This is a genomic window from Verrucomicrobium sp. BvORR106 (assembly GCF_000739655.1).
GTDB lineage: Bacteria > Verrucomicrobiota > Verrucomicrobiia > Verrucomicrobiales > Verrucomicrobiaceae > Verrucomicrobium.
This window is the reverse complement of sequence record NZ_BATR01000158.1, coordinates 1-17,874: the sequence shown is the minus strand read 5'-3', so window position 1 is coordinate 17,874 and position 17,874 is coordinate 1. Positions and strand designations below refer to the sequence as shown.

The 17,874-nt window shown below is 61.5% G+C and carries 11 protein-coding genes and 1 pseudogene; 9 read left to right on the top strand and 3 right to left on the bottom strand.

Annotated elements, in window-relative coordinates; translation table 11 throughout:
* Positions 1-575: 575 nt before the first annotated feature.
* Positions 576-6,395 (bottom strand): alpha-2-macroglobulin family protein, encoded by a 5,820-nt coding sequence (locus tag BV106_RS27690; RefSeq protein ID WP_038170200.1) that lies wholly within the window; start codon positions 6,393-6,395, stop codon positions 576-578.
* Positions 6,396-6,660: 265 nt separating this feature from the next.
* Here BV106_RS27690 and BV106_RS27685 point away from each other — a divergent pair, with 265 nt between their 5' ends.
* The 5 genes from BV106_RS27685 to BV106_RS27665 all read left to right on the top strand — a co-directional run bounded on the left by BV106_RS27685 (position 6,661) and on the right by BV106_RS27665 (position 12,240).
* Positions 6,661-7,227, top strand: a complete 567-nt coding sequence (locus BV106_RS27685; RefSeq protein ID WP_038170206.1) for a TIGR00730 family Rossman fold protein — start codon at positions 6,661-6,663, stop codon at positions 7,225-7,227.
* A gap of 477 nt (positions 7,228-7,704) precedes the next feature.
* On the top strand, positions 7,705-8,520 hold the full coding sequence (locus BV106_RS27680; RefSeq protein ID WP_051946414.1) for a hypothetical protein: 816 nt from the start codon (positions 7,705-7,707) through the stop codon (positions 8,518-8,520).
* A gap of 96 nt (positions 8,521-8,616) precedes the next feature.
* Positions 8,617-9,141, top strand: a complete 525-nt coding sequence (locus BV106_RS27675) for a hypothetical protein (RefSeq protein ID WP_265596136.1) — start codon at positions 8,617-8,619, stop codon at positions 9,139-9,141.
* 431 nt (positions 9,142-9,572) lie between these two features.
* Positions 9,573-10,598, top strand: coding sequence for a methyltransferase (locus tag BV106_RS27670; protein WP_038170198.1), 1,026 nt, complete (start codon positions 9,573-9,575; stop codon positions 10,596-10,598).
* Positions 10,599-11,088: 490 nt separating this feature from the next.
* On the top strand, positions 11,089-12,240 hold the full coding sequence (locus BV106_RS27665; RefSeq protein WP_038170197.1) for a hypothetical protein: 1,152 nt from the start codon (positions 11,089-11,091) through the stop codon (positions 12,238-12,240).
* A gap of 326 nt (positions 12,241-12,566) precedes the next feature.
* Here the strand turns inward: BV106_RS27665 and BV106_RS27660 are convergent, their stop codons facing one another.
* Both BV106_RS27660 and BV106_RS27655 read right to left on the bottom strand, forming a co-directional pair.
* Positions 12,567-13,139 carry an NUDIX hydrolase gene (locus tag BV106_RS27660; protein WP_265596135.1) on the bottom strand — a complete coding sequence of 191 codons (573 nt, stop codon included), beginning with the start codon at positions 13,137-13,139 and terminating at the stop codon, positions 12,567-12,569.
* 37 nt (positions 13,140-13,176) lie between these two features.
* Entirely contained in the window at positions 13,177-13,950 is a 774-nt protein-coding gene (locus tag BV106_RS27655) for a DUF3313 family protein (RefSeq protein ID WP_038170194.1), read from the bottom strand.
* A 247-nt stretch (positions 13,951-14,197) separates the two neighbouring features.
* Here BV106_RS27655 and BV106_RS27650 point away from each other — a divergent pair, with 247 nt between their 5' ends.
* The 4 genes and pseudogenes from BV106_RS27650 to BV106_RS27635 form a co-directional block, all read left to right on the top strand.
* Positions 14,198-15,517: a PQQ-binding-like beta-propeller repeat protein gene (locus tag BV106_RS27650; protein WP_038170193.1), complete on the top strand. Its 1,320-nt coding sequence runs from the start codon at positions 14,198-14,200 to the stop codon at positions 15,515-15,517.
* A 56-nt stretch (positions 15,518-15,573) separates the two neighbouring features.
* A complete protein-coding gene (locus BV106_RS27645; protein WP_265596134.1) occupies positions 15,574-16,377 on the top strand; it encodes a prolyl oligopeptidase family serine peptidase in 804 nt (267 codons plus the stop codon).
* A 114-nt stretch (positions 16,378-16,491) separates the two neighbouring features.
* Entirely contained in the window at positions 16,492-17,280 is a 789-nt protein-coding gene (locus tag BV106_RS27640; protein WP_038170191.1) for an NIPSNAP family protein, read from the top strand.
* 71 nt (positions 17,281-17,351) lie between these two features.
* Positions 17,352-17,874, top strand: a pseudogene (locus BV106_RS27635) (hypothetical protein); the annotation flags it as partial.

The window sequence follows — 17,874 nt, the reverse complement described above, 5'->3', positions numbered from 1 at the left end:
GTCGGTCCGGCAGCGGAGGTGAGGCTTGAGAAATGCGGTGGCGTCTTTGGCCGCTCGCCGCATCCGCCCGCGTTGGTCCGTACGTTCCTACGGTAACACGGAACCAACCGGCGACCTCCGCGAGCTGCTTCAGTACGTGGCGAGAGAAGCGCAGGCTGCAGGGGGCGATGGCTGGGCGCAGGTGAATTGGGCGTGCGGCCCTGCGGCGACTGAGCCGACGGGGACCGTCGGACTACACCCGTGCGTCGCTTCAGGAGTAGTCCGACGGTCCCCGTCGGTCCGGAAGTGGAAGAGAGGCGCGCGCAATATCGGCGTGCATGTGACCGCCCAGCACTCCCACCGCAACTGCCTTGAAGGGACACCAGTTCTCTGCCCACGAACCAACCTGGCTCTTCTGTGGGCAACGATGCCAGTTTCATCGAGAGATGTCCTTCGGTTGTATTCTGTCCTAGCCACCCAATGCCCGGGCGAATCACACCCGGGCACTGTGGCCGTCAATTTATACTTATACCTGTGAGCTCAAGTCTTGGGTCTTGTGTCTTCCAGTCTTGTATCTCCCGCAGAGCGGGCCGGTCCTACCTCGCCACCACATCGCTGCCATCACCCATGGGCAGGGTCATGACGCGCTGAATCTCACCGAGGCCGTAGTGATTGGGTTCATACATGGCCTCGATGCGGGTGGGGGGGACGATGACATCACCTTCAGCGATGACACGGGCCAGGTACTTCAGCTCAAACTGACCCTGCTCCGTGGCGTCGTTCGTGAAGAAGAGCGCACGGTCGCTGCGGAGTTCGCGATGGTCGCAGAACCAGGCATTGTCTTCGCCTTCTTCATTCTGGCGCTGGTTCTGGGTGACGAACTCCGGGTTCACGGGTTCGAACACGCTGGGCAGCGGATCGTTGATAGCCATGTAGCGGTTCGCCTTGTCCACGGTGATGTCGAGGGTCACCACGATCAGGTCACCCACGCGGAGGTTCTTGGCCGCCTCACGGGTGCCGATGGGGGTGAGTCGCTCGTACTTGCGGCGGATGGTGAACCCCTTGGACACTGGCTGGAAGGTCTTCAGATCCGGATAGGACTTCACTTCCAGACGACCCATCACCGGGCGGGTGTCCGGCAGGGCCACGCTGAGCGGGGCGGGGCCGCCGTTGCGCTTCAGCGGGAACTGGATGGCCTGGCTGGCCAGGTTGTCTCCCAGAACCACCTGGTTGGGCGTGCCCTGCCAGTTGGCCACCAGTGTGAGCGGGTTGGGAGCGGCATCCTTGGCGGGACGCTCGGCGGCGCTCAGGGCCAGCAGGCTCCAGGCGTTGCCAAAGGTCGTGCCCCAGTCACCGCGACCCGTGCGGGTGCGCAGCAGTTCCGTGGCGGCGGCTTGTGCCTCAGCCTTCATGCCCAGGTGGGTGGCCACCAGGAGGCGCAGCGGATGGGCCAGCTCAGGTGCTGCCCAGTAGCGATGCTGCGGGGTGCGCTTGGCGGGAGCCTTGATCAGCTCGGCGATCTGGCGGGGAGCTCCGTTGTTGAGGCACATGGAGAGCGCCAGGTAGAGGCGTGCCGTCTCGGGCAGCTTCTCACGACGCTGGAAGAGCAGCGTGGCATAGGCGGGCTCCGTCTTGCCTGCCTTGGCCAGCACGTACAGGCCCATGGCGGCGTCGGTCAGCTTCTCGTTCTCCGTGCTCGCGGCGAGGTCAAACTCCCGCAGTCCCTTGGAGAGGTAGTCGGTGAGCTTGTCCAGGGAATCCTGCGGTACTGGCACACCCCATTCCTTGGCCTTCATCAGGACGAAGGCGCCATAAGCGCTGCCCCAGTACACGGGGGTGTCCCCGCCGGGCCAGTAGGAGAGGCCGCCAGAATCCGTCTGCATGGCCAAGAGGCGGCGCACGCCTTTGCTGATGGCGTCGTTCGCCTTCGCCTTCTGCAGCAGATCCGGGAACATGGCCTCATAGCGGGAGAGTGCCAGCCAGGGCAGGGTGGCGGAGCTGGTCTGCTCCACACAGCCGTAGGGGTAGTGCAGCGTCTGGTCCAGCGCATCGCGTGCCTCATAGAGACGGCTCTGGCTGAAGCTCAGGTTCAGATCGCCTTCGCTCTCCAGCAGCTGGGGATTGATCCGTTGCAGCAGGTTCTGGCTGGCCGAAGCGGACGTCAGCTCAAAGTATTGCACCTCACGCAGCGCGGGGATCGGGGAATTTACCTCGAACTTGCTCTCCACCGCATCGCTCAAGGCCGGAGCCCCGGGAGCCCAGGTGGTGGTCCGCACCTGCCACTTCCACGTGGTGGTGCCGGTCTTCACAAAGCGCACCGGGAAGGCGACCACGGCGGTTTCGCCCGCCTTCAAGGTGATGGGGCGGCGCTCGCTGCGGCTGGCATTCATGGTGATCCGGTTCCGCACCCCCACGAGGGCGAACGGACGCTGCTCGGTGATGAGGATGGCATTGTCATCCAGCGTCAGTTCGAGCTCCACACTGCCATCATGCGGCGTGGTGTTGTGCACGATCCCCTTGATGAGGATCTCATCACCCAGGTGGGCAAAGCGCGGCACTACCGGCTCCACCATGAGGGGCTTGTTCACCACGAACTTCGATTCACCACTGCCAAAGCGGTCGGCATCCTTGGCGGCGACCGCCATGATGCGATAGCGGGTGAGGCTGTCCGGGGCCTTGAAGGTGGCGTTCACCTTGCCTTGGGCGTCGGTGGTGAGCGTCGCGCTCCACAGGGCGGTGGCCACGAAGTTCTTGCGCAAGGCGGCGCTCGGGTCGGCATCGTCGCCGCCCCCACCGATGACAATGCCCTTGTTCCCGCGGTAGCGGTCGTCCATGGCCTCTTCCAGCAGGGAGTCCAGGGTGCTGTAGCTGTTCACGGCCAGCGCCATGGGCATGTGGAAGAACTCAAACGGCTGCGGCGTGAGGTAGCTCATCAGGCTCAGCACGCCCTCGTCCACGGCATACAGGGTGACATCGGCTCCGGCCACCGGTTGTTTCCCAGCATCCGTCACCGTGGCGGTCACGCTGAGCTCCTCACCCGGGCGCACGGTGTCGCTGGAGGGCTTGGCTTCCACAAAGAGGCGCTTCTTGTCCGAGGGCACGGTCAGCTCGCAGTAGCCCACTTTGTATTCCGGCATGGGGTCCGGCTGGGGGCTGGCGGCCGCGCCGCGCATGACGATCACGGAGACAAAGGCATTCGGGCCGTCTTCGTCGGTCATCTTCAACTTCACCACCGGGTTCTCCGGCGAAACGGGGGCCACCAGATGGCGCAGCACGCTGTTGCGTTCCACCGTCACCAGGGCCTGCCCGGCGAAGGGTGTCTTCACCACGATGCTGACTTCTTCACCCGGCTTCACGGTCGTCTTGTCCGGCTGCAGCGTGATGCGGCTGCCATCTTCCCAGGACCAGGGGAACCCTGTGCCGCCCACGGCGTAGAAGGGCACCCGCGTGAGCACGGTGCGACCCTGGGCATCCGTGGCGGTAGCCGTGAGGAAATAAGTGCCGCCTTGTTTCGGCGTGAAGCTCAGGGTGCCCGCGCTGGCGCGGCCATTGCTGCTGCTGAGCTGCACGGAGGTCTTCAGTTCGTCGATGATCCTGGACTGGTTCTTGGTGGTGATGGCCCCGCCCGCGCCTTCCACGCGCACCGTGTTCCACTCCATGCGTTCCACCTTCACATCCACGCCGACGGGCGCGGTGAAGCTCTGACCCTGGGGCGTGATGGCGGCCAGCTCAAAGGAGAATGACTTGCCAGCGGTGGCGTACCAGCTCTGCTTCTTGGCTCCCACGATGAAGTCGGCCCCGGGGAGCTTGAACTCCGTCGTGCTGGAGATCGTCTGCTGGTTCACGTCAGTCACATCCGCATAGATGCTCACTGTCTGCGGCAGGGAGGCCTTGTGCAGGGGAGGGGCGGGCATCTCGATATCCACGGTGCCATCGTCATTGAGCGTCAGCTCACCGTGAGCGCCCCAGCTGAACTGGGACTCTTCCTCGTCGCTGTCGGCGGTCTCGTCATCGCGATCCTTCTGGCCGTAGTGCCAGAAAGCCGGCGCATCTCCGAAGTGGTAGTCCGCCCACTCGGTGGGGGGCACGTAGTCTTCCGCCAGGCTGGCGCTCCAGCTCACCTTGGCGGAGGAGAGGGCCTTGCCCATGTAGTACTTGGCCGTGAGCGGCACCTTCACCCGGTCGCCGAGCTGACGGTTGCGGTTGCCTTCCAGTTTTACCTCGAACGTGTTGGGCTTGTAGTCATCCACACGCAGTTCCAGGTTGGCGATCTGGGCGTCTTCATCGTCCTCGTTGGCGGCGGCCGGCAGGGGATTGCCCGTGGCGTCCGTCTTGGGGAACTCCAGTCGCAGGCTGTACCAGCCCGTGGTGCTGTCCGGGAAGGTGATGTCATCCGCCCAGGTACCATTGGCGGTGAAGGTGACGGGCTTCGTCTGCACCGAGCGGTTGCGCTCGTCCGTCAGCACCATGGTGGCGGTGGCGGGCTTGCCGCCCAGGGTGAGCGAGTCACCATTGCGATGCCGGGTGATGGCCTTCACGTGCGCCGTGTCACCGGGCTTGTACACCGGGCGGTCGGAGAAGATGAAGGTCTCGAACCGGTCGCGGAAGGGGGATTCCCACGCGATGTTGATGCCGTGACCCCACATGCCGATGCGGTCGCCGCGGCTGCCGAGGTTCATGGAGGTACAGTCCTGGTCCTTGGTGGCCAGCACCCACTCAGCCCCTTTGGACGGCACTTTGGCGAATCCTTGCGCGTCCGTCTGCGCCACTTTCAGGAATCCGCGCTGCGCATCGGCCAGCGTGAGCTGCACCCCGGTGAGCGGTTGACCGGTCTTCAGCGAGAACGCATAGATCAGCGCCTCCTGGTCCGTGCCCTTCACCAGCAGGCCGATGTCGGTGAACTCTACAATCGCGCGGTTCACGATGGTGCCTCCCGGAGCCTGATCCTGGGAGGTCGCCAGCAGTTCGATGAACACCGGGGCAGCGGGGCGCTGGCCCAGGATGTCCTTCCACTTCAGCTCCATATAGGTGGCCTGCTGGAGGGGCTTGTCATTCGCATAGGTCTGGTCGTAGATGACCGTGCCGGGGAAGCTCTCGAATGGGTTGTCCTTCACCTTCTGGGCGGACTTGTTCGTGTCCGTCGCATGTGGATCATAGCTTTCCTCGTAGAGGGCCCGGGCCTTCAACAGTTCGCCATCGGAGAGTTGCTTCACGCGCAGGCGCAGATCCTTGTAGTTCGCGGCATAGACATCGAAGATCCCCTTGCCCGAGGAGAGCTGGGTGTTCGTGGTGGCGGTGGTGGAGACATAGACCGGGCTGGGCTGGAAGGTCACGGTGTCCTTCGAGCGCGTGGCGAGGGCCAGGCCATCGGCTCCAGGGAATCCGGCGGCCAGCGTCACCGTGTAGGGCTGGTGCAGGGTGAACTCACCCGTGATGGCGACCGATTGATAGCTGGCCTCCACCTTCAGGCCCGGTACGGGCGGCTCCACATGGATGAAGGGGGCGATCCGCTGGGCTGCCTGGGCAGGCGGGATTTCATTGCTGCTGATCGCCTTGTTGAAGAGGATGTCGATCGAGTGCGGCCGGTCAAAGTGAGGCTCGGCCACGAGGCGCTTGATGCCCAGCGGGAGGATGTTGCCCCAGGTGCGGGTGTCCTCACCCTCCAGCGTGGCATTGCCCGTAGCATTGGAGATGGTCGCCGGCAGCACCAGTTGCCAGTCTTGGCCGATGGGCAGGGGAGTCGCTGTTTCCAGCACGATCGCATTGGGCCGGGTGTCGGTCAGGCCGATCTTGGGCTTCGTGCCGCTGATCTGCTCGTCCCAGGTCTGCACCAGCTCCGCGTGGTATTGCTTCTTGAAGTCCTTCCCCGTCGCCAGCCGCACCGTGGCCGGCACGCGGGTGGGGCTGGACTTGCTCACGAAGTAGGCCTGCTTCGCAATCTCCGCGGGGTTCACCCGGTCGTTGAACTGCAGGATGTAAAACGGGGTGCGCTGGGCGGAGTCGCCGGAGTAGTAGGGGTAGGCCCGCCATTCATCGGCCACCTTGAGCCCCTCGGTGGCGAACTCGCCCAAGTCCGTCGCCTCCACGGCGGTCCCTTCGACATCTTTCATCCCCGGACGCAGGGCAAACTTGTAGCTCGTGGCGAACGAGGGCGGCTGGAGGAAGCGGAACTGCCCGCTGCGGGAGCTGGTCCAGCGGAACTCGCCTTTCACTGCCGGGGCGGCCACCAGGGGGGACGCCTGCTCCACGGAGCCCACGCGATCCTTACCCACCATGGGCGTGTCGAATCGCAGCTCGACGGTGGTGGACGGTGACAGGGTGTCAGGCTCGATGACAAGTTCCACGGCGGAGGCCGGAACAGGCGCGAAGCCCGCAAAGAGCGCGCAAAGCGCAGCAACGAATGCTCGGGTTTTCATGGAGAAAATAGCGTTTGGCAAAGCCTAGCAGAATCGGACGTCGTTGACGATGGCAGACATTCACCCATTTTTGTCACTTCTAGCCCGGTTGTGACGCGGGTTGTTGGCCTTTTTGCAGCCTGGGTGGGGAGGACATCTGGCAGAGAGAGTTCGACACTTGGGATTACGGAGACCGGCGCGATTTCTTGGGCCAGATCGGAGAGAGATGGCTGCTTCGCATTCGCGGTTGCCGGATGACCACGGTTCGATCATCATGGATCGAGCCATGCATCGCGTCTGTGTCTATTGTGGGTCCAGTTTCGGAAACAATCCGGTTTTTGCCGAGGTGGCGGCGGAGGTCGGGGCCAAGCTGGCGCGCAGCGGTCTGGGCATGGTGTACGGCGGCGGCAGCGTGGGGCTGATGGGCGTGGTGGCGGATGCGGCGCTCGCCCAGGGCGGGGAGGTGATCGGCGTCATCCCGAAAAAGCTCGTCGAGCTGGAGAAGGAACACCGCGGCGTCACCCGGCTGATCGAGGTGGAGACCATGCACGAGCGCAAGCAGGCCATGATGGACCACGCCGACGGCTTCCTGGTGCTGCCCGGCGGCTATGGGACCCTGGAAGAGCTGTTCGAAGTGCTCGCCTGGCTCCAACTCGGTTTCCACACCAAGCCCGTTGGCCTTCTCAACGTGGCCGGTTATTATGATCCCCTGGTGAAGATGCTGGACGCCATGGTGGACAACGAGCTCCTCCACCCCGAGCACCACGGCTTGCTGCTGGTGGACCGTGATGTCGAGGCGTTGCTGGGCCGCATGATGGACTTCATGGTGCCGGACGTGAGCAAATGGCTGTAAGTCGGTAATTCGGTGATTCAGTAATTCAGTAAACCGGTAATTCAGTGAGGCGGTAAGCCGGTGATGCTCGGGGGGAGTGACTCAGGGCGTCAGTGGCCGTGTGACGAGCTATTAGAGGAAGAGCGGCCATCACCTGGATGCGAAGCATCTTTGGAGTGCGCGCGGGAACCGCCGCTTTGGTACCCCTAGTGATGTTCTTGAACCCTTCGCTCCTCAGCAGGGCCAGCGTGGCCGGTCGCGGGCTTCGTTGGCGGTCGAGTGACATTTGCGCGACACAGGACTCCCCAAAGGGGTGATGCTCACCGCAGTCCCAAAATCCTGCTGTGCAGGATCAGGTGTTGGGGGCCTGGGGTGGCTTGGGAGCGGAAGGGGCTTGCGATCCCCGACCTTCGCTCGCCCCTGACCTCAGATCTTGCGTCTTGTGTCTCCCCCGTAGCCATCCGAGAGACTCCTCCAACTCCCGACGTATAACCTCCCATGCTTCGTCGCCATTTTCTCAGTACTGCCAGCGCGGGTGCGGCTATGGCCGTGTTGTCTCCTTATACCCTGGCTCTTGCCCAATCCTCCTCCGGCACCGGGTTTCACGACGCCAAGTGCGAAGGCGTCTATCCTCGCCACCTTCAGGGGATCTGCACCAACGACCGAGACGCCATCTACTGGAGCTGGACGGAGGCGTTGGTGAAGACAGATCTGAATGGGCGCATCCTCAAGTCCATCCCTGCTGCGGACCATCATGGTGATCTCTGCCACGTGGACGGAAAAATCTATGTCGCGGTGAACCTGGGCAAGTTCAACCAGCCCGCGGGCAAGGCTGACTCCTGGGTGTTCGTGTACGATGCGGAAACGCTCGCGGAGCTGTCGCGTCATGCCGTGCCCGATGCGGTGCATGGGGCCGGCGGCATGGCTTTCCGCGAGGGGAAGTTCTATGTCGTGGGCGGGTTGCCGCCGGGGATCAACGAGAACTATGTCTATGAGTACGACAAGGAGTTTAAGTTCGTGAAGCGTCACGTGCTCGCCAGCGGTTACACGCTCATGGGCGTGCAGACCCTGGCTTGGATCAAGGGGGAGTGGTGGTTCGGCTGCTATGGCAAGCCGCCGGAACTTCTCCGTGCGGATGCCTCCTTCAGCTTTCTGGGCAAGACCAACGCGAACGCTGCACTCGGTATCGTCGAGGTGCCGGGTGGGAAGATCCTGCTGGGAGGCAATGCTGTGACCAAAGGCGAAGGGAATCGCGGATGGGTCACCCCGCTGCCCGCTGCGGTGGAGTCGCTGAAGACTGTGTCGCCGTCCTGATCGGAACCTCCCTGCTGAGGGCCCTCCGCATCCGCACATTTACGATTGTGCGAATTGTCTTCAGAGGGTAGTGAAACGGACAATATGCCAAACCGTTTGTCCATCATTACCACGCTGCTTCGCTGGCTGGTCATTGTGTTTGCGGGCGGATATGGAGGGTGGATTCTGGTGGAGGGCGTGCGTCGGTTGTACTTTTCGCAAGCTGATAGCATCGATGTCTCGTCACGAGGATGGCATCTGTTGTTTGTGGCCATCCCGGCGGGAATACTTGGCAGTCTCGCCGTCGCAGCGTTCTTGCGGTGGTATCGCTATCTTGCCACGGTGCTCATGATGCCCGTCGTCCTGTGCGTCTACGCTTATGGTAGCTCAGGTGTGCGTTGGGTGCGCGATCATGTGCCTTTCGACCGGTGGGAGGATCTTCCCATAGTTGGAGGATTGGCCCCGGCACTCCTGGGCTTTTTGCCATTTTTGATCGTCGCCTGGATTTGGTATAGGGGACTGGCTGTCATCTTTCGGTTCATTGATCGCGCGGAAGCCCGCGGCGTTTATCGGGTGTGGGAGGCATCGAAGAATGCCGATGAAAACTTAGAGAGCGTCAGAGATGATAAGACAGGTGGGTAGGCGCCCCAAGTGAGCCCGGGTGGAGAACGGTGAACCACCTGTTCGAGGAGGATGGCATGGTTGGGCTGCTCGTGCGGCGCGGTGGCGCGACCCGAGACATCAGCTGGGCGTCGATGCCTCGTCCTTCTTCGCCCCCCAGACATACAAGCCGGATGGCTGGTACATAGGGGAGGTGACACCCTGGCCGGACAAGTGAAGGTTTCGCTCTTGGCTGGGAGCTTCTCTGAGGTGACTGCGATGCCTGTCACCATGAACTTGAAGGGAACCTGTGATAGGGCAACCGCCAAAGGGGCGCTGGAAAATCATTGTGGCGGGGATTAAACCCGCGTAAAACCGGCTCACTGACGTGTTCGATCGGGGTGCCCCCTGCTGCGTTGCGAATCGTCTGACTCCTGGATTTATCCGCCATCGCAACCGCACGTTTTTCTCTTATGAACGCACCGCTTGATCCATCACTCATTTTGCAAACCGCCTTTGGATTCTGGAACTCGAAGGTACTGCTTACCGCGGTTGAGCTGCGTTTGTTCACAAAACTGGCGGATCGCCGTCTCACGGGGGCCGAGCTCGGCGCAGAGCTGGAGATGCATCCGCGTGGGATCGCAGACTTCTTTGATGCGCTGGTGGCCATGAAGTTTCTGGATCGTGAGGGCGATGGCCGGAACGCCGTCTACCTCAATACACCAGGAGGATCTCACTTCCTCGACGAGGGCAGCCCTCGCTATATCGGCGGCATCATGATCATGCTGAACGCGCGACTCTTTAGGTTCTGGAATGATCTGCCAGAGGCGTTGCGCACCGGGAAGCCGCAGAACGAAATCAAGCACGGGGAGAAGGGGATGTTTGAGGTGCTCTACTCCGAGCCGGCGAGACTGGAGCAGTTCATGGGGGCGATGACGGGAATCTCCCGTGTCAACTTTGAAGCCCTGGCGGAAAAGTTCGACTTCTCCAGCTACAAGACGCTCTGTGATGTGGGAGGTGCCACCGGGCTGCTCTGCATCGAAGCGGCTCGGAGACATCCGCAGTTGCTCTGTACCAGCTTCGATCTGCTTGAGGTGGCTCCCATCGCGCAGCGGCACATTACAGATGCTGGCCTGAGCGACCGCATTCAGACGGCTTCGGGCGACTTCTTTGTCGATCCGCTGCCCAAGGCGGACGTGATCACGATGGGAATGATTTTGCATGACTGGAATCTGGAGAAAAAGATGCACTTGATCCGCGCTGCCTACGAGGCCCTGCCTCGCGGCGGTGCTTTCGTGGCCATAGAGGCGCTCATCGATGATGCCCGGCGTGAGAACGTTCAGGGGTTGCTCATGTCGCTGAACATGCTCATCGAGTTTGGCGACGCGTTTGATTACTCCGCTGCCGACTTCCGGGGCTGGTGTGGCGAGGTCGGGTTCAAGCGGTTTGACGTCATCCACCTGGCTGGGCCGTCGAGCGCGGTGGTGGCTTACAAGTAGGTGACAGCTCTTGGGATGGCAAAACCTCGATCAAACAACTATGAGCTTCCTTCCTCCTGTCCCGAGTGATCCCAAAGATCGTCAAATCTTCACAGAGATCTGGCAGCGCGAGCTTCGGGTCTTTCGACGACGTCCCAGCTTCATCGTAGGGATGACGATGGCGGGACTCAGCGGGTTTGGCCTTTTGCTACTCTCCGACGGGATTCTACCTCGTCTTGCCATCCTTTTTGGCACATTTGGCGTCGCAGCTGTGTATGACACGGTTACACGGCACTTTTGCAACGTGCTCCTTCTCCGGGAAAGTCATCCCGAAAGTGAATCTCGACCAGAGGCATCGGATGGCAATGATTGAGTCTGCTGGGCATCAAAAATCTGCCTGCTGGCTTGTGAATGAGGACGGGTTTGTCATACTTCCAGCATGTGGACTAGTGCTCTTTCACAGAAGCGTGGACCTTTGGCGGCGCATAAGGTCATCACAGTGCTTGCGTCCATGGCGATCGCTGGCGTGACAGAGGCCCAGGCACCGGAGAAGATCGCACCTGGCCCGGCCACCGGACCGGTCGCAGAAACAGCGAAACCCTCCGCGACACCCGCTGGGCTCCCTGCAACAGAGAGTTGGCAGGATGCGCTCTCCGGGTGGGCCAAGGGCGGAATGGACAAGGTGGCCGCCACCGTGAAATCCTGGGCACCTGCCGGAAATGCCGAAGCAGGTAAGCCGGAAATTTCCCCTGGCAGTGCGGCAGAGAAGCAGCTGGAAGCACTGGGACTGAAGATCATGCCAGATGAACTGAGCAAGCTGCAATCTGCCCTGAAGGACAATGCCTTCAAACAGGCAGAGGAGCATGCCCGGAAGCTGGACGAACTCCTGGGCTCTGACTCCCTCAAGTACTGTCTGGAAGTGCTTAAGCTCCAGGCAACCTCGGGAACCGATGCAGCGGTGGCCTCCGTGCAGAAGTACATCGAGACACCCGGATTGAAGGCCGAAGCCCGTAAGGTAGGGGAAGAGATCCTGGGGGTACTCAAATCCGTCAAACGAGACGATGCGGTGGCGATTGTGACTCTGGTAGCGTTCCTCTCGCTGGAGCAAAAGATGGGTCATGGGGCGGCCCCTGCTGCGGCCGTGGCCGGGATGGTGACTGAAGACGTGTGGAATTACGTCGCTACCATTGCCGGTGAAAAAGGCGGGAGTCCACAGTACCGGTGGGACCGGTCCAACATCAAGGCCATGAGCCTCGGTCTGCTTGCTGCGGCGCAAGAAGCGGTGGATCCTTCGGAGCGCCTGGCACGAGGCGTCACTCCCCCGATGGTTGCCTTGGTGAAGTCTTGGTCGGATGCCGTGGCCAAAGGGGATGTGGAGGCCTGCAAGCAGTTGTTTCATCCTGCACGTCGGACGGAGGCGGCTCTGCCCCAGGGCTGGGAAACCCGAAAGTCCGACCAGGTGGAATCCTGGAATATGGATCTGTTATTTCATCGAGGTGCGTTGGTGGGTCTCCGCGTGGAAAGGGGACCGCTGGTATCCCAACCGGAAGGTCCCCACAGCCAGTACTATCTTATCGTTCTCCAGCGCGGAATTGAGCACGATAGCACATGGCAGCTCTGGGACGTCATGCCCTGGGCGGGGGCTGACGTGCCAGGACCGTAGGCCCTCGCGAATACGGCTCAACCTGTATGCGCTGGGTCGGCGGCGGTGATCCGTGTTGATCCTGTGCTGTGTCCTGCCGCCGCTTGCAGGGGGGCAAGTGCCACTTAACCATGCTGGCGAGGCTCTGTTCGTAGTACAAACTTTAGTTTACTCCGTTCGCATTACTCCAGCTCAACTGAGCAATCTAAAGTTTGTACTACGAACAGCTTCCTCCTGAGATGGGGCGTGGCGGTAGTTATGGGCTTGAACCAAAGCTTTTTCGAAATGATGATTCGGGCCTGAAGGGCTCCAGAGAGTGCAATAGCCCACCGCCTACCATTTACCATTCACCTCTTACCGAATCGCCGCTCCAAAATTGCCTCCCACTTGGTCGCCAGGCGTTGCATGCCTTCACTTAGCGGTAACTGCCGCATTTCCTCCGGCGTGAACCAACGCAGCTCGTGGCTTTCCTCACTGGTGACAAACTGGGCGTTCTCCGGGGCGATGAACATGTAGCGCACGTCATAGTGCCAGTGGGCGGGCTCGCCGTTCTTCTCGGGGATGGGGTGAATGTCCAGGTCAAAGGGGCGCTGCGAGGCCACGACGAGTCCTTCCACGCCAGATTCCTCCAGGGCCTCGCGTTGGGCCACGCGGAGGATGTGATCATCCCCATCGCAATGGCCGCCAAACTGGAGCCAGCAATCAAGTTTGCGATGGTGGGTGAGCAGCGCACGGGAGCCGTCTGCGCTCACCACCAGGGCGCTGCCGGTGAAATGGGCCGGGTGACAGGTGCGGTGAAAGCAGTCCTCCTGCTCATCGAGCAGCGCGATCATTTTCTCCCGATGGGGCGCTTCGTCGGCCCGGTGGGGATGAGAGAGATCAAGGTCAGCGAGTTGTTGGCGAAGGTCCTGGCGGGTCATGGGGGCGGGCATCCTTAGCATGCCTACGCCCCGCCCGCTACCGGGGATCCAGCGTGAAGGCAAAGGTGTCCTGAATCCGGTCGCCGGGGGCGGTCCGGGTGAAGAGCTCGAACTGCGAAGCCCAGGCGTGGATGGCCTCGGTCGCGTGCCCGTACGGGCGGTAGTCGGCCAGACTGTACATGGTCATGGGATCCGCCTCGTTGTCGGCGAACTCAAAGACCAACTCACCAGTGGTGGAGTTCCTCACCTTGCCCTCAATGGCGATGTTGCCCTTCGTGAACATGCCGCCGATGCCTGCTAGGGGCCCCACCACGAACTTGGCCGCCGTCTTGACAGCGTTCCCCTTGGGGCTCGTAGGGCTCAGCTCCACCAGCGCCAGTTCCAGGGTGACGGAGCTGGCGTTGGGCTTCTGGGCCAGCACATACCTCGCCTGCTCAGAACGCTGGAAGGCAACGGCGAACTGGTTGCGGAGCAGGGTCGCCATCTCGCGCTCTTTGCGCTCGATGCTGCCCATGGCGATCTCCTTTTCAATCAGCGCCTTGTGGATGGGGCGCAGGTACTTCAGCGTCACCGGGGCCACGTAGATGGCACTCTTCGCCGCGACACGCTCGCGCACGCCGGGATCCGGGGACCGCCAGATCTTGTGAAATGGCACCCGCTTGCGGTCCGGCTTCATTTCATTGGGGTGCTCGATGAAGGCGGAGAGCGGCACCGGTTTGGCCTTGAGCAGATTGTTTGTGCCAGAGCAGGAAACCATGCCCAGCGTCAACAACATCAGCCATCCGGCCATCATCCAGCGCATGCGAACCATAGAAGGGGTAAAAGAGGGGAGGGTCTATTTTGGGAAGTACGCTCGTGCATTCAACCTTCCTGTCGTGAAGATTTTCCCATCTGGTACCACCTTGTTGAACTTCCCGGCCAGCTGTGCTGGAATCGCCATAGCCCGTGTAGCGGGCATAAATGTTCCGCGTCAGCGCTTGGGCGAAAGTCGGCCCGTGGGAGGGGCGTTGTGGACAGGTCGCCCACCGCATCCTCACCACCACCGTCCCGCTGCTCGCATGAATCCCCTCAAGTTTTTCCTCCTCGCCGGTGCTGCCACCATGACGGCGGCACCTCTGGCCCACGCGGAGAACTGGCCCCAATGGCGGGGTCCCCGGCTCGATGGCACCAGCGCGGACAATGGCTTCCCAGTGGCGGTTCAGGACGGCAGCATCCGTTGGAAGACGGAACTCCCCGGCGCTGGGCACGCTTCGCCCATTGTCTGGGGGGATCGACTCTTCACGGTCGCGGCCGTGGCAGAGGGGGAGGAACGTCTGCTTATCTGCCTGGATCGGGCTACGGGCAAGATCCTCTGGCAGGTGCCGGTGATCAAGGCCCCGCTTGAGTCCACCCATCGCCTGAACAGCTGCGCCTCCAGCACGCCCGCGACGGACGGCGAAAAGGTCTTCACGGCCTTCCTGGACAACACGCCCACCGCTGAAACCCAAAAGGCCAACGATGGCAAAGAGATCCCGAAAGGTGAGGTGGCCAAGGGCACCGTGGTGGTCTCCGCACATGACTTCAGTGGGAAACAAATCTGGCAGGTGCGTCCCGGCCTCTTCTCCAGCAAGCATGGCTTCTGCAGCTCACCCATTGTGTACAAGGACAAGATCATCGTGAACTGTGACCACGATGGCGATGGCTACATCGTGGCCCTGGCTCGACAGGATGGCCGGGAGCTCTGGCGCATCCAGCGGCCCAACAACACCCGCAGTTATGTGGTGCCCATCATCCGCGAGCTGGCCGGTCGCACGCAGATGGTCCTGAGCGGCACCAAGTGCGTGACCAGCTACAATCCCGATGACGGCAGCCTTATCTGGATGATGGACGGCCCCACGGAGCAGTTCGTGGCCTCCCTGGTGTACAATGACAAGTCGGGCTACCTTTTCCTCACCGGCGGGTTCCCGGAAAAACACATCCTGGCCATCCGCCCGGACGGGAAGGGGAACGTGACCGAGACCCACATCGCCTGGCGCACCAACAAGGGCGTCTCCTACGTGCCTTCACCCATCTCAGAAGGCGACTACTGCCTGGTCGTCTCTGACTCTGGCGTAGCCCATTGCTTTGAAGCCAAGTCCGGGCGCATCGCGTGGGAGGAGCGGGTGCGTGAGCATCACGCCTCCCCGGTGAGCGCAGAAGGCCGCGTCTATTTCATCAATGACCCCGGCCAGTTGCGCGTCGTCAAGCCAGCCGATACCTACGACCTCGTGGCAGAAAGCAACGTGGGGGAGAAGGTCTTTGCCTCGCCCGCCCTGAGCGAAGGGCAGCTGTTCATCCGCGGCGACAAGTCCCTGATCTGTGTCGGCGAACGCAAAAGCGGAGTGGCCGACCGTCGATAGCGTCCTGACGTTGTTTTGTGCTCGTACTGCCTGGCATTAACTCTCACATTGTCACCATGAACCCATCCCCTCTGCGATCCCGACGTGCCTCGTCGTTGCTGGCCATCGCCATGTCCGTTGTCGCCGCCACCACCTTCATGCCCCCAGACGCCTCTGCTCAAGCCGACGATGATTTTCCCAAGGTGCTCTCACCCGCACTGGAGTCCAAGGCCTTCGAGGGCGAGGTGACCATCAAGGTCGGTTACAAGTACCTCCTTTCCCTGCCGGAAGACTTTGGCAAAGACCCGGCCAAGAAGTGGCCTCTGGTGGTCTTCCTGCACGGGGCTGGGGAGCGGGGCGATGACCTGCGCCGCTTGCAGAAGCACGGTCCTCCCAAGCTGGTCGCCAATGGGAAAAAGATTCCCGCTATCGTGGTGAGCCCACAGGTGCCCTCCGGGGAGGTGTGGAACCCCTACGGCGTGAAGGCGCTGACAGACAGCATTGTGGCCAGTTATTCCGTGGATACGGACCGCATCTATCTCACTGGCATCAGCATGGGTGGCTTTGGCACCTGGGACACCGTCTTCGCCTATCCCGATTACTTTGCTGCCGCCGTGCCGATTTGTGGCGGTGCGGGAGTGAAGTTTGTCATGGCGCAGAAGATCAAGAATCTGCCCATCTGGGTATTCCACGGGGCGAAAGACCCCGTGGTGGAGCCTGCCAATTCCCAGCGAATCTACAACTCCTTGAGCAAGCTGGGCGCGCCAGTGAAGCTCACCATGTATCCCAACCTGCAACACGATTCCTGGACGGTCACCTATGACAGCCAGGAGATGTGGGACTGGCTCTTCCAGCAGAAACGCGGGGTGGTGGCCAAGTGAAGGGAGAGAAAAGTGCCTTGAAACAACCACAGAGGCACCGAGGGCACGGAGACAGAGATTTTTAGACAGAATTAACAGAATCAGCAGAATTGAGTTTTGATATCCAATCCGACTATGAAATCACTCTTGCAAGCTGCCGCCGTTGGGCTGGCCATGGCGACAACAATGGGTTCCACGACGGCAAAGGCTGCCGAGCCTGAGCCTGTCTATGAACTGCGCATCTATACCACCAACGAAGGCAAGCTGCCTGACCTGCTGAAGCGCTTCCGTGATCACACCTGCGCGCTCTTTGAGAAGCACGGCATGACGAACCTCGGATACTGGGTGCCGGTGGACAAGGAGAACGGCGCGGACACCACCCTTATCTACGTGCTCTCCCACAAGAGCCGCGAGGCGGCCAAGGAATCGTTCAAGACCTTTGGTGCTGACCCCGCGTGGAAGCAGGTCCGGGAGGCCAGCGAGGCGAATGGCAAGATCCTGGCCAAGCCACCAGAATCCATCTTCATGACCCGCACGGAGTTCTCTCCTGAACTCAAGGTCTCCGCCAGCGACCCAGAGCGGGTGTTTGAGCTGCGCACCTACACGACCAACGAAGGCAAGCTGCCGGAGCTGCATGCGCGTTTCACGAACCACACCTGCAAGCTGTTTGAAAAACATGGCATGACCAACCTCTGCTACTGGACACCCATTGACGTGGAGCAGGGTCACAACAACAAGCTCATCTACATCCTCGCGCACAAGAGCAAGGAAGCCGGGCTCGCATCTTTCGACGCCTTCCGCGCCGATCCGGTCTGGATCGCGGCCAAAGGCGAGAGTGAAAAGAACGGCTCCCTCACCGTGCCGCAGCCTGAGGGCGTGAAGTCCGTGTACATGAAGCCAGTGGACTTCTCCAAGATCAAGTAACCGGGGAGCTCCCTAAAATGACACCCACTCTGAGAGTGAGAAGACGCTGCCCACAGTTGCTCCTCGCTCTCATGAGTGGGTTCTTTTTTGTTCACGTGCTGCCGGCTGAGGTGCAGGTGGTGCACGTGTATGTGGCCCTCTGTGACAACGCCTCGCAGGGCATCATTCCCGTGCCGGCGAAAATTGGTGATGGCGACAAGCCAGACGCGAATCTCTACTGGGGCTGTTCCGATGGGTTGAAGTCCTGCTTCCGGGCGAGCAAGGCGTGGAAGTCCCTGCCAGCGGTGGCCAGTCCGCGGACTGAGGTGCTCGAGCGGGTGGTCTTCCGCCATGCCTCGCGGAAGGATGTTTATTTGGTCGCCGACGCCTGGCGGGGGCGTGAGATCAAGCCCTGCCTGCAAGCGTTTGTGGATGCTGCGGGTGGGAAAGGGGGAGCGGAGTCCATTCAGGTCAAAGGACCAGACGGCGCAGACGTCACACTGCCGCTTGGGACGAAGGCCCGCTGGTTGGCGTACATCGGCCACAATGGACTGATGGAGTTCGAGGTAACGTGGCCGGAAGCGCCAGCGAGTGCCGCGGCCGCGACCTCCCGCC

Coding starts and splice junctions, on each gene's coding strand:
- BV106_RS27690 (WP_038170200.1), bottom strand. CDS start 6,395: ATGAAAACCCGAGCATTCGTTGCTGCGCTTTGCGCGCTCTTTGCGGGC.
- BV106_RS27645 (WP_265596134.1), top strand. CDS start 15,574: ATGAACCCATCCCCTCTGCGATCCCGACGTGCCTCGTCGTTGCTGGCC.
- BV106_RS27660 (WP_265596135.1), bottom strand. CDS start 13,139: ATGACCCGCCAGGACCTTCGCCAACAACTCGCTGACCTTGATCTCTCT.
- BV106_RS27655 (WP_038170194.1), bottom strand. CDS start 13,950: ATGGTTCGCATGCGCTGGATGATGGCCGGATGGCTGATGTTGTTGACG.
- BV106_RS27670 (WP_038170198.1), top strand. CDS start 9,573: ATGAACGCACCGCTTGATCCATCACTCATTTTGCAAACCGCCTTTGGA.
- BV106_RS27685 (WP_038170206.1), top strand. CDS start 6,661: ATGCATCGCGTCTGTGTCTATTGTGGGTCCAGTTTCGGAAACAATCCG.
- BV106_RS27680 (WP_051946414.1), top strand. CDS start 7,705: ATGCTTCGTCGCCATTTTCTCAGTACTGCCAGCGCGGGTGCGGCTATG.
- BV106_RS27650 (WP_038170193.1), top strand. CDS start 14,198: ATGAATCCCCTCAAGTTTTTCCTCCTCGCCGGTGCTGCCACCATGACG.
- BV106_RS27665 (WP_038170197.1), top strand. CDS start 11,089: ATGGCGATCGCTGGCGTGACAGAGGCCCAGGCACCGGAGAAGATCGCA.
- BV106_RS27640 (WP_038170191.1), top strand. CDS start 16,492: ATGAAATCACTCTTGCAAGCTGCCGCCGTTGGGCTGGCCATGGCGACA.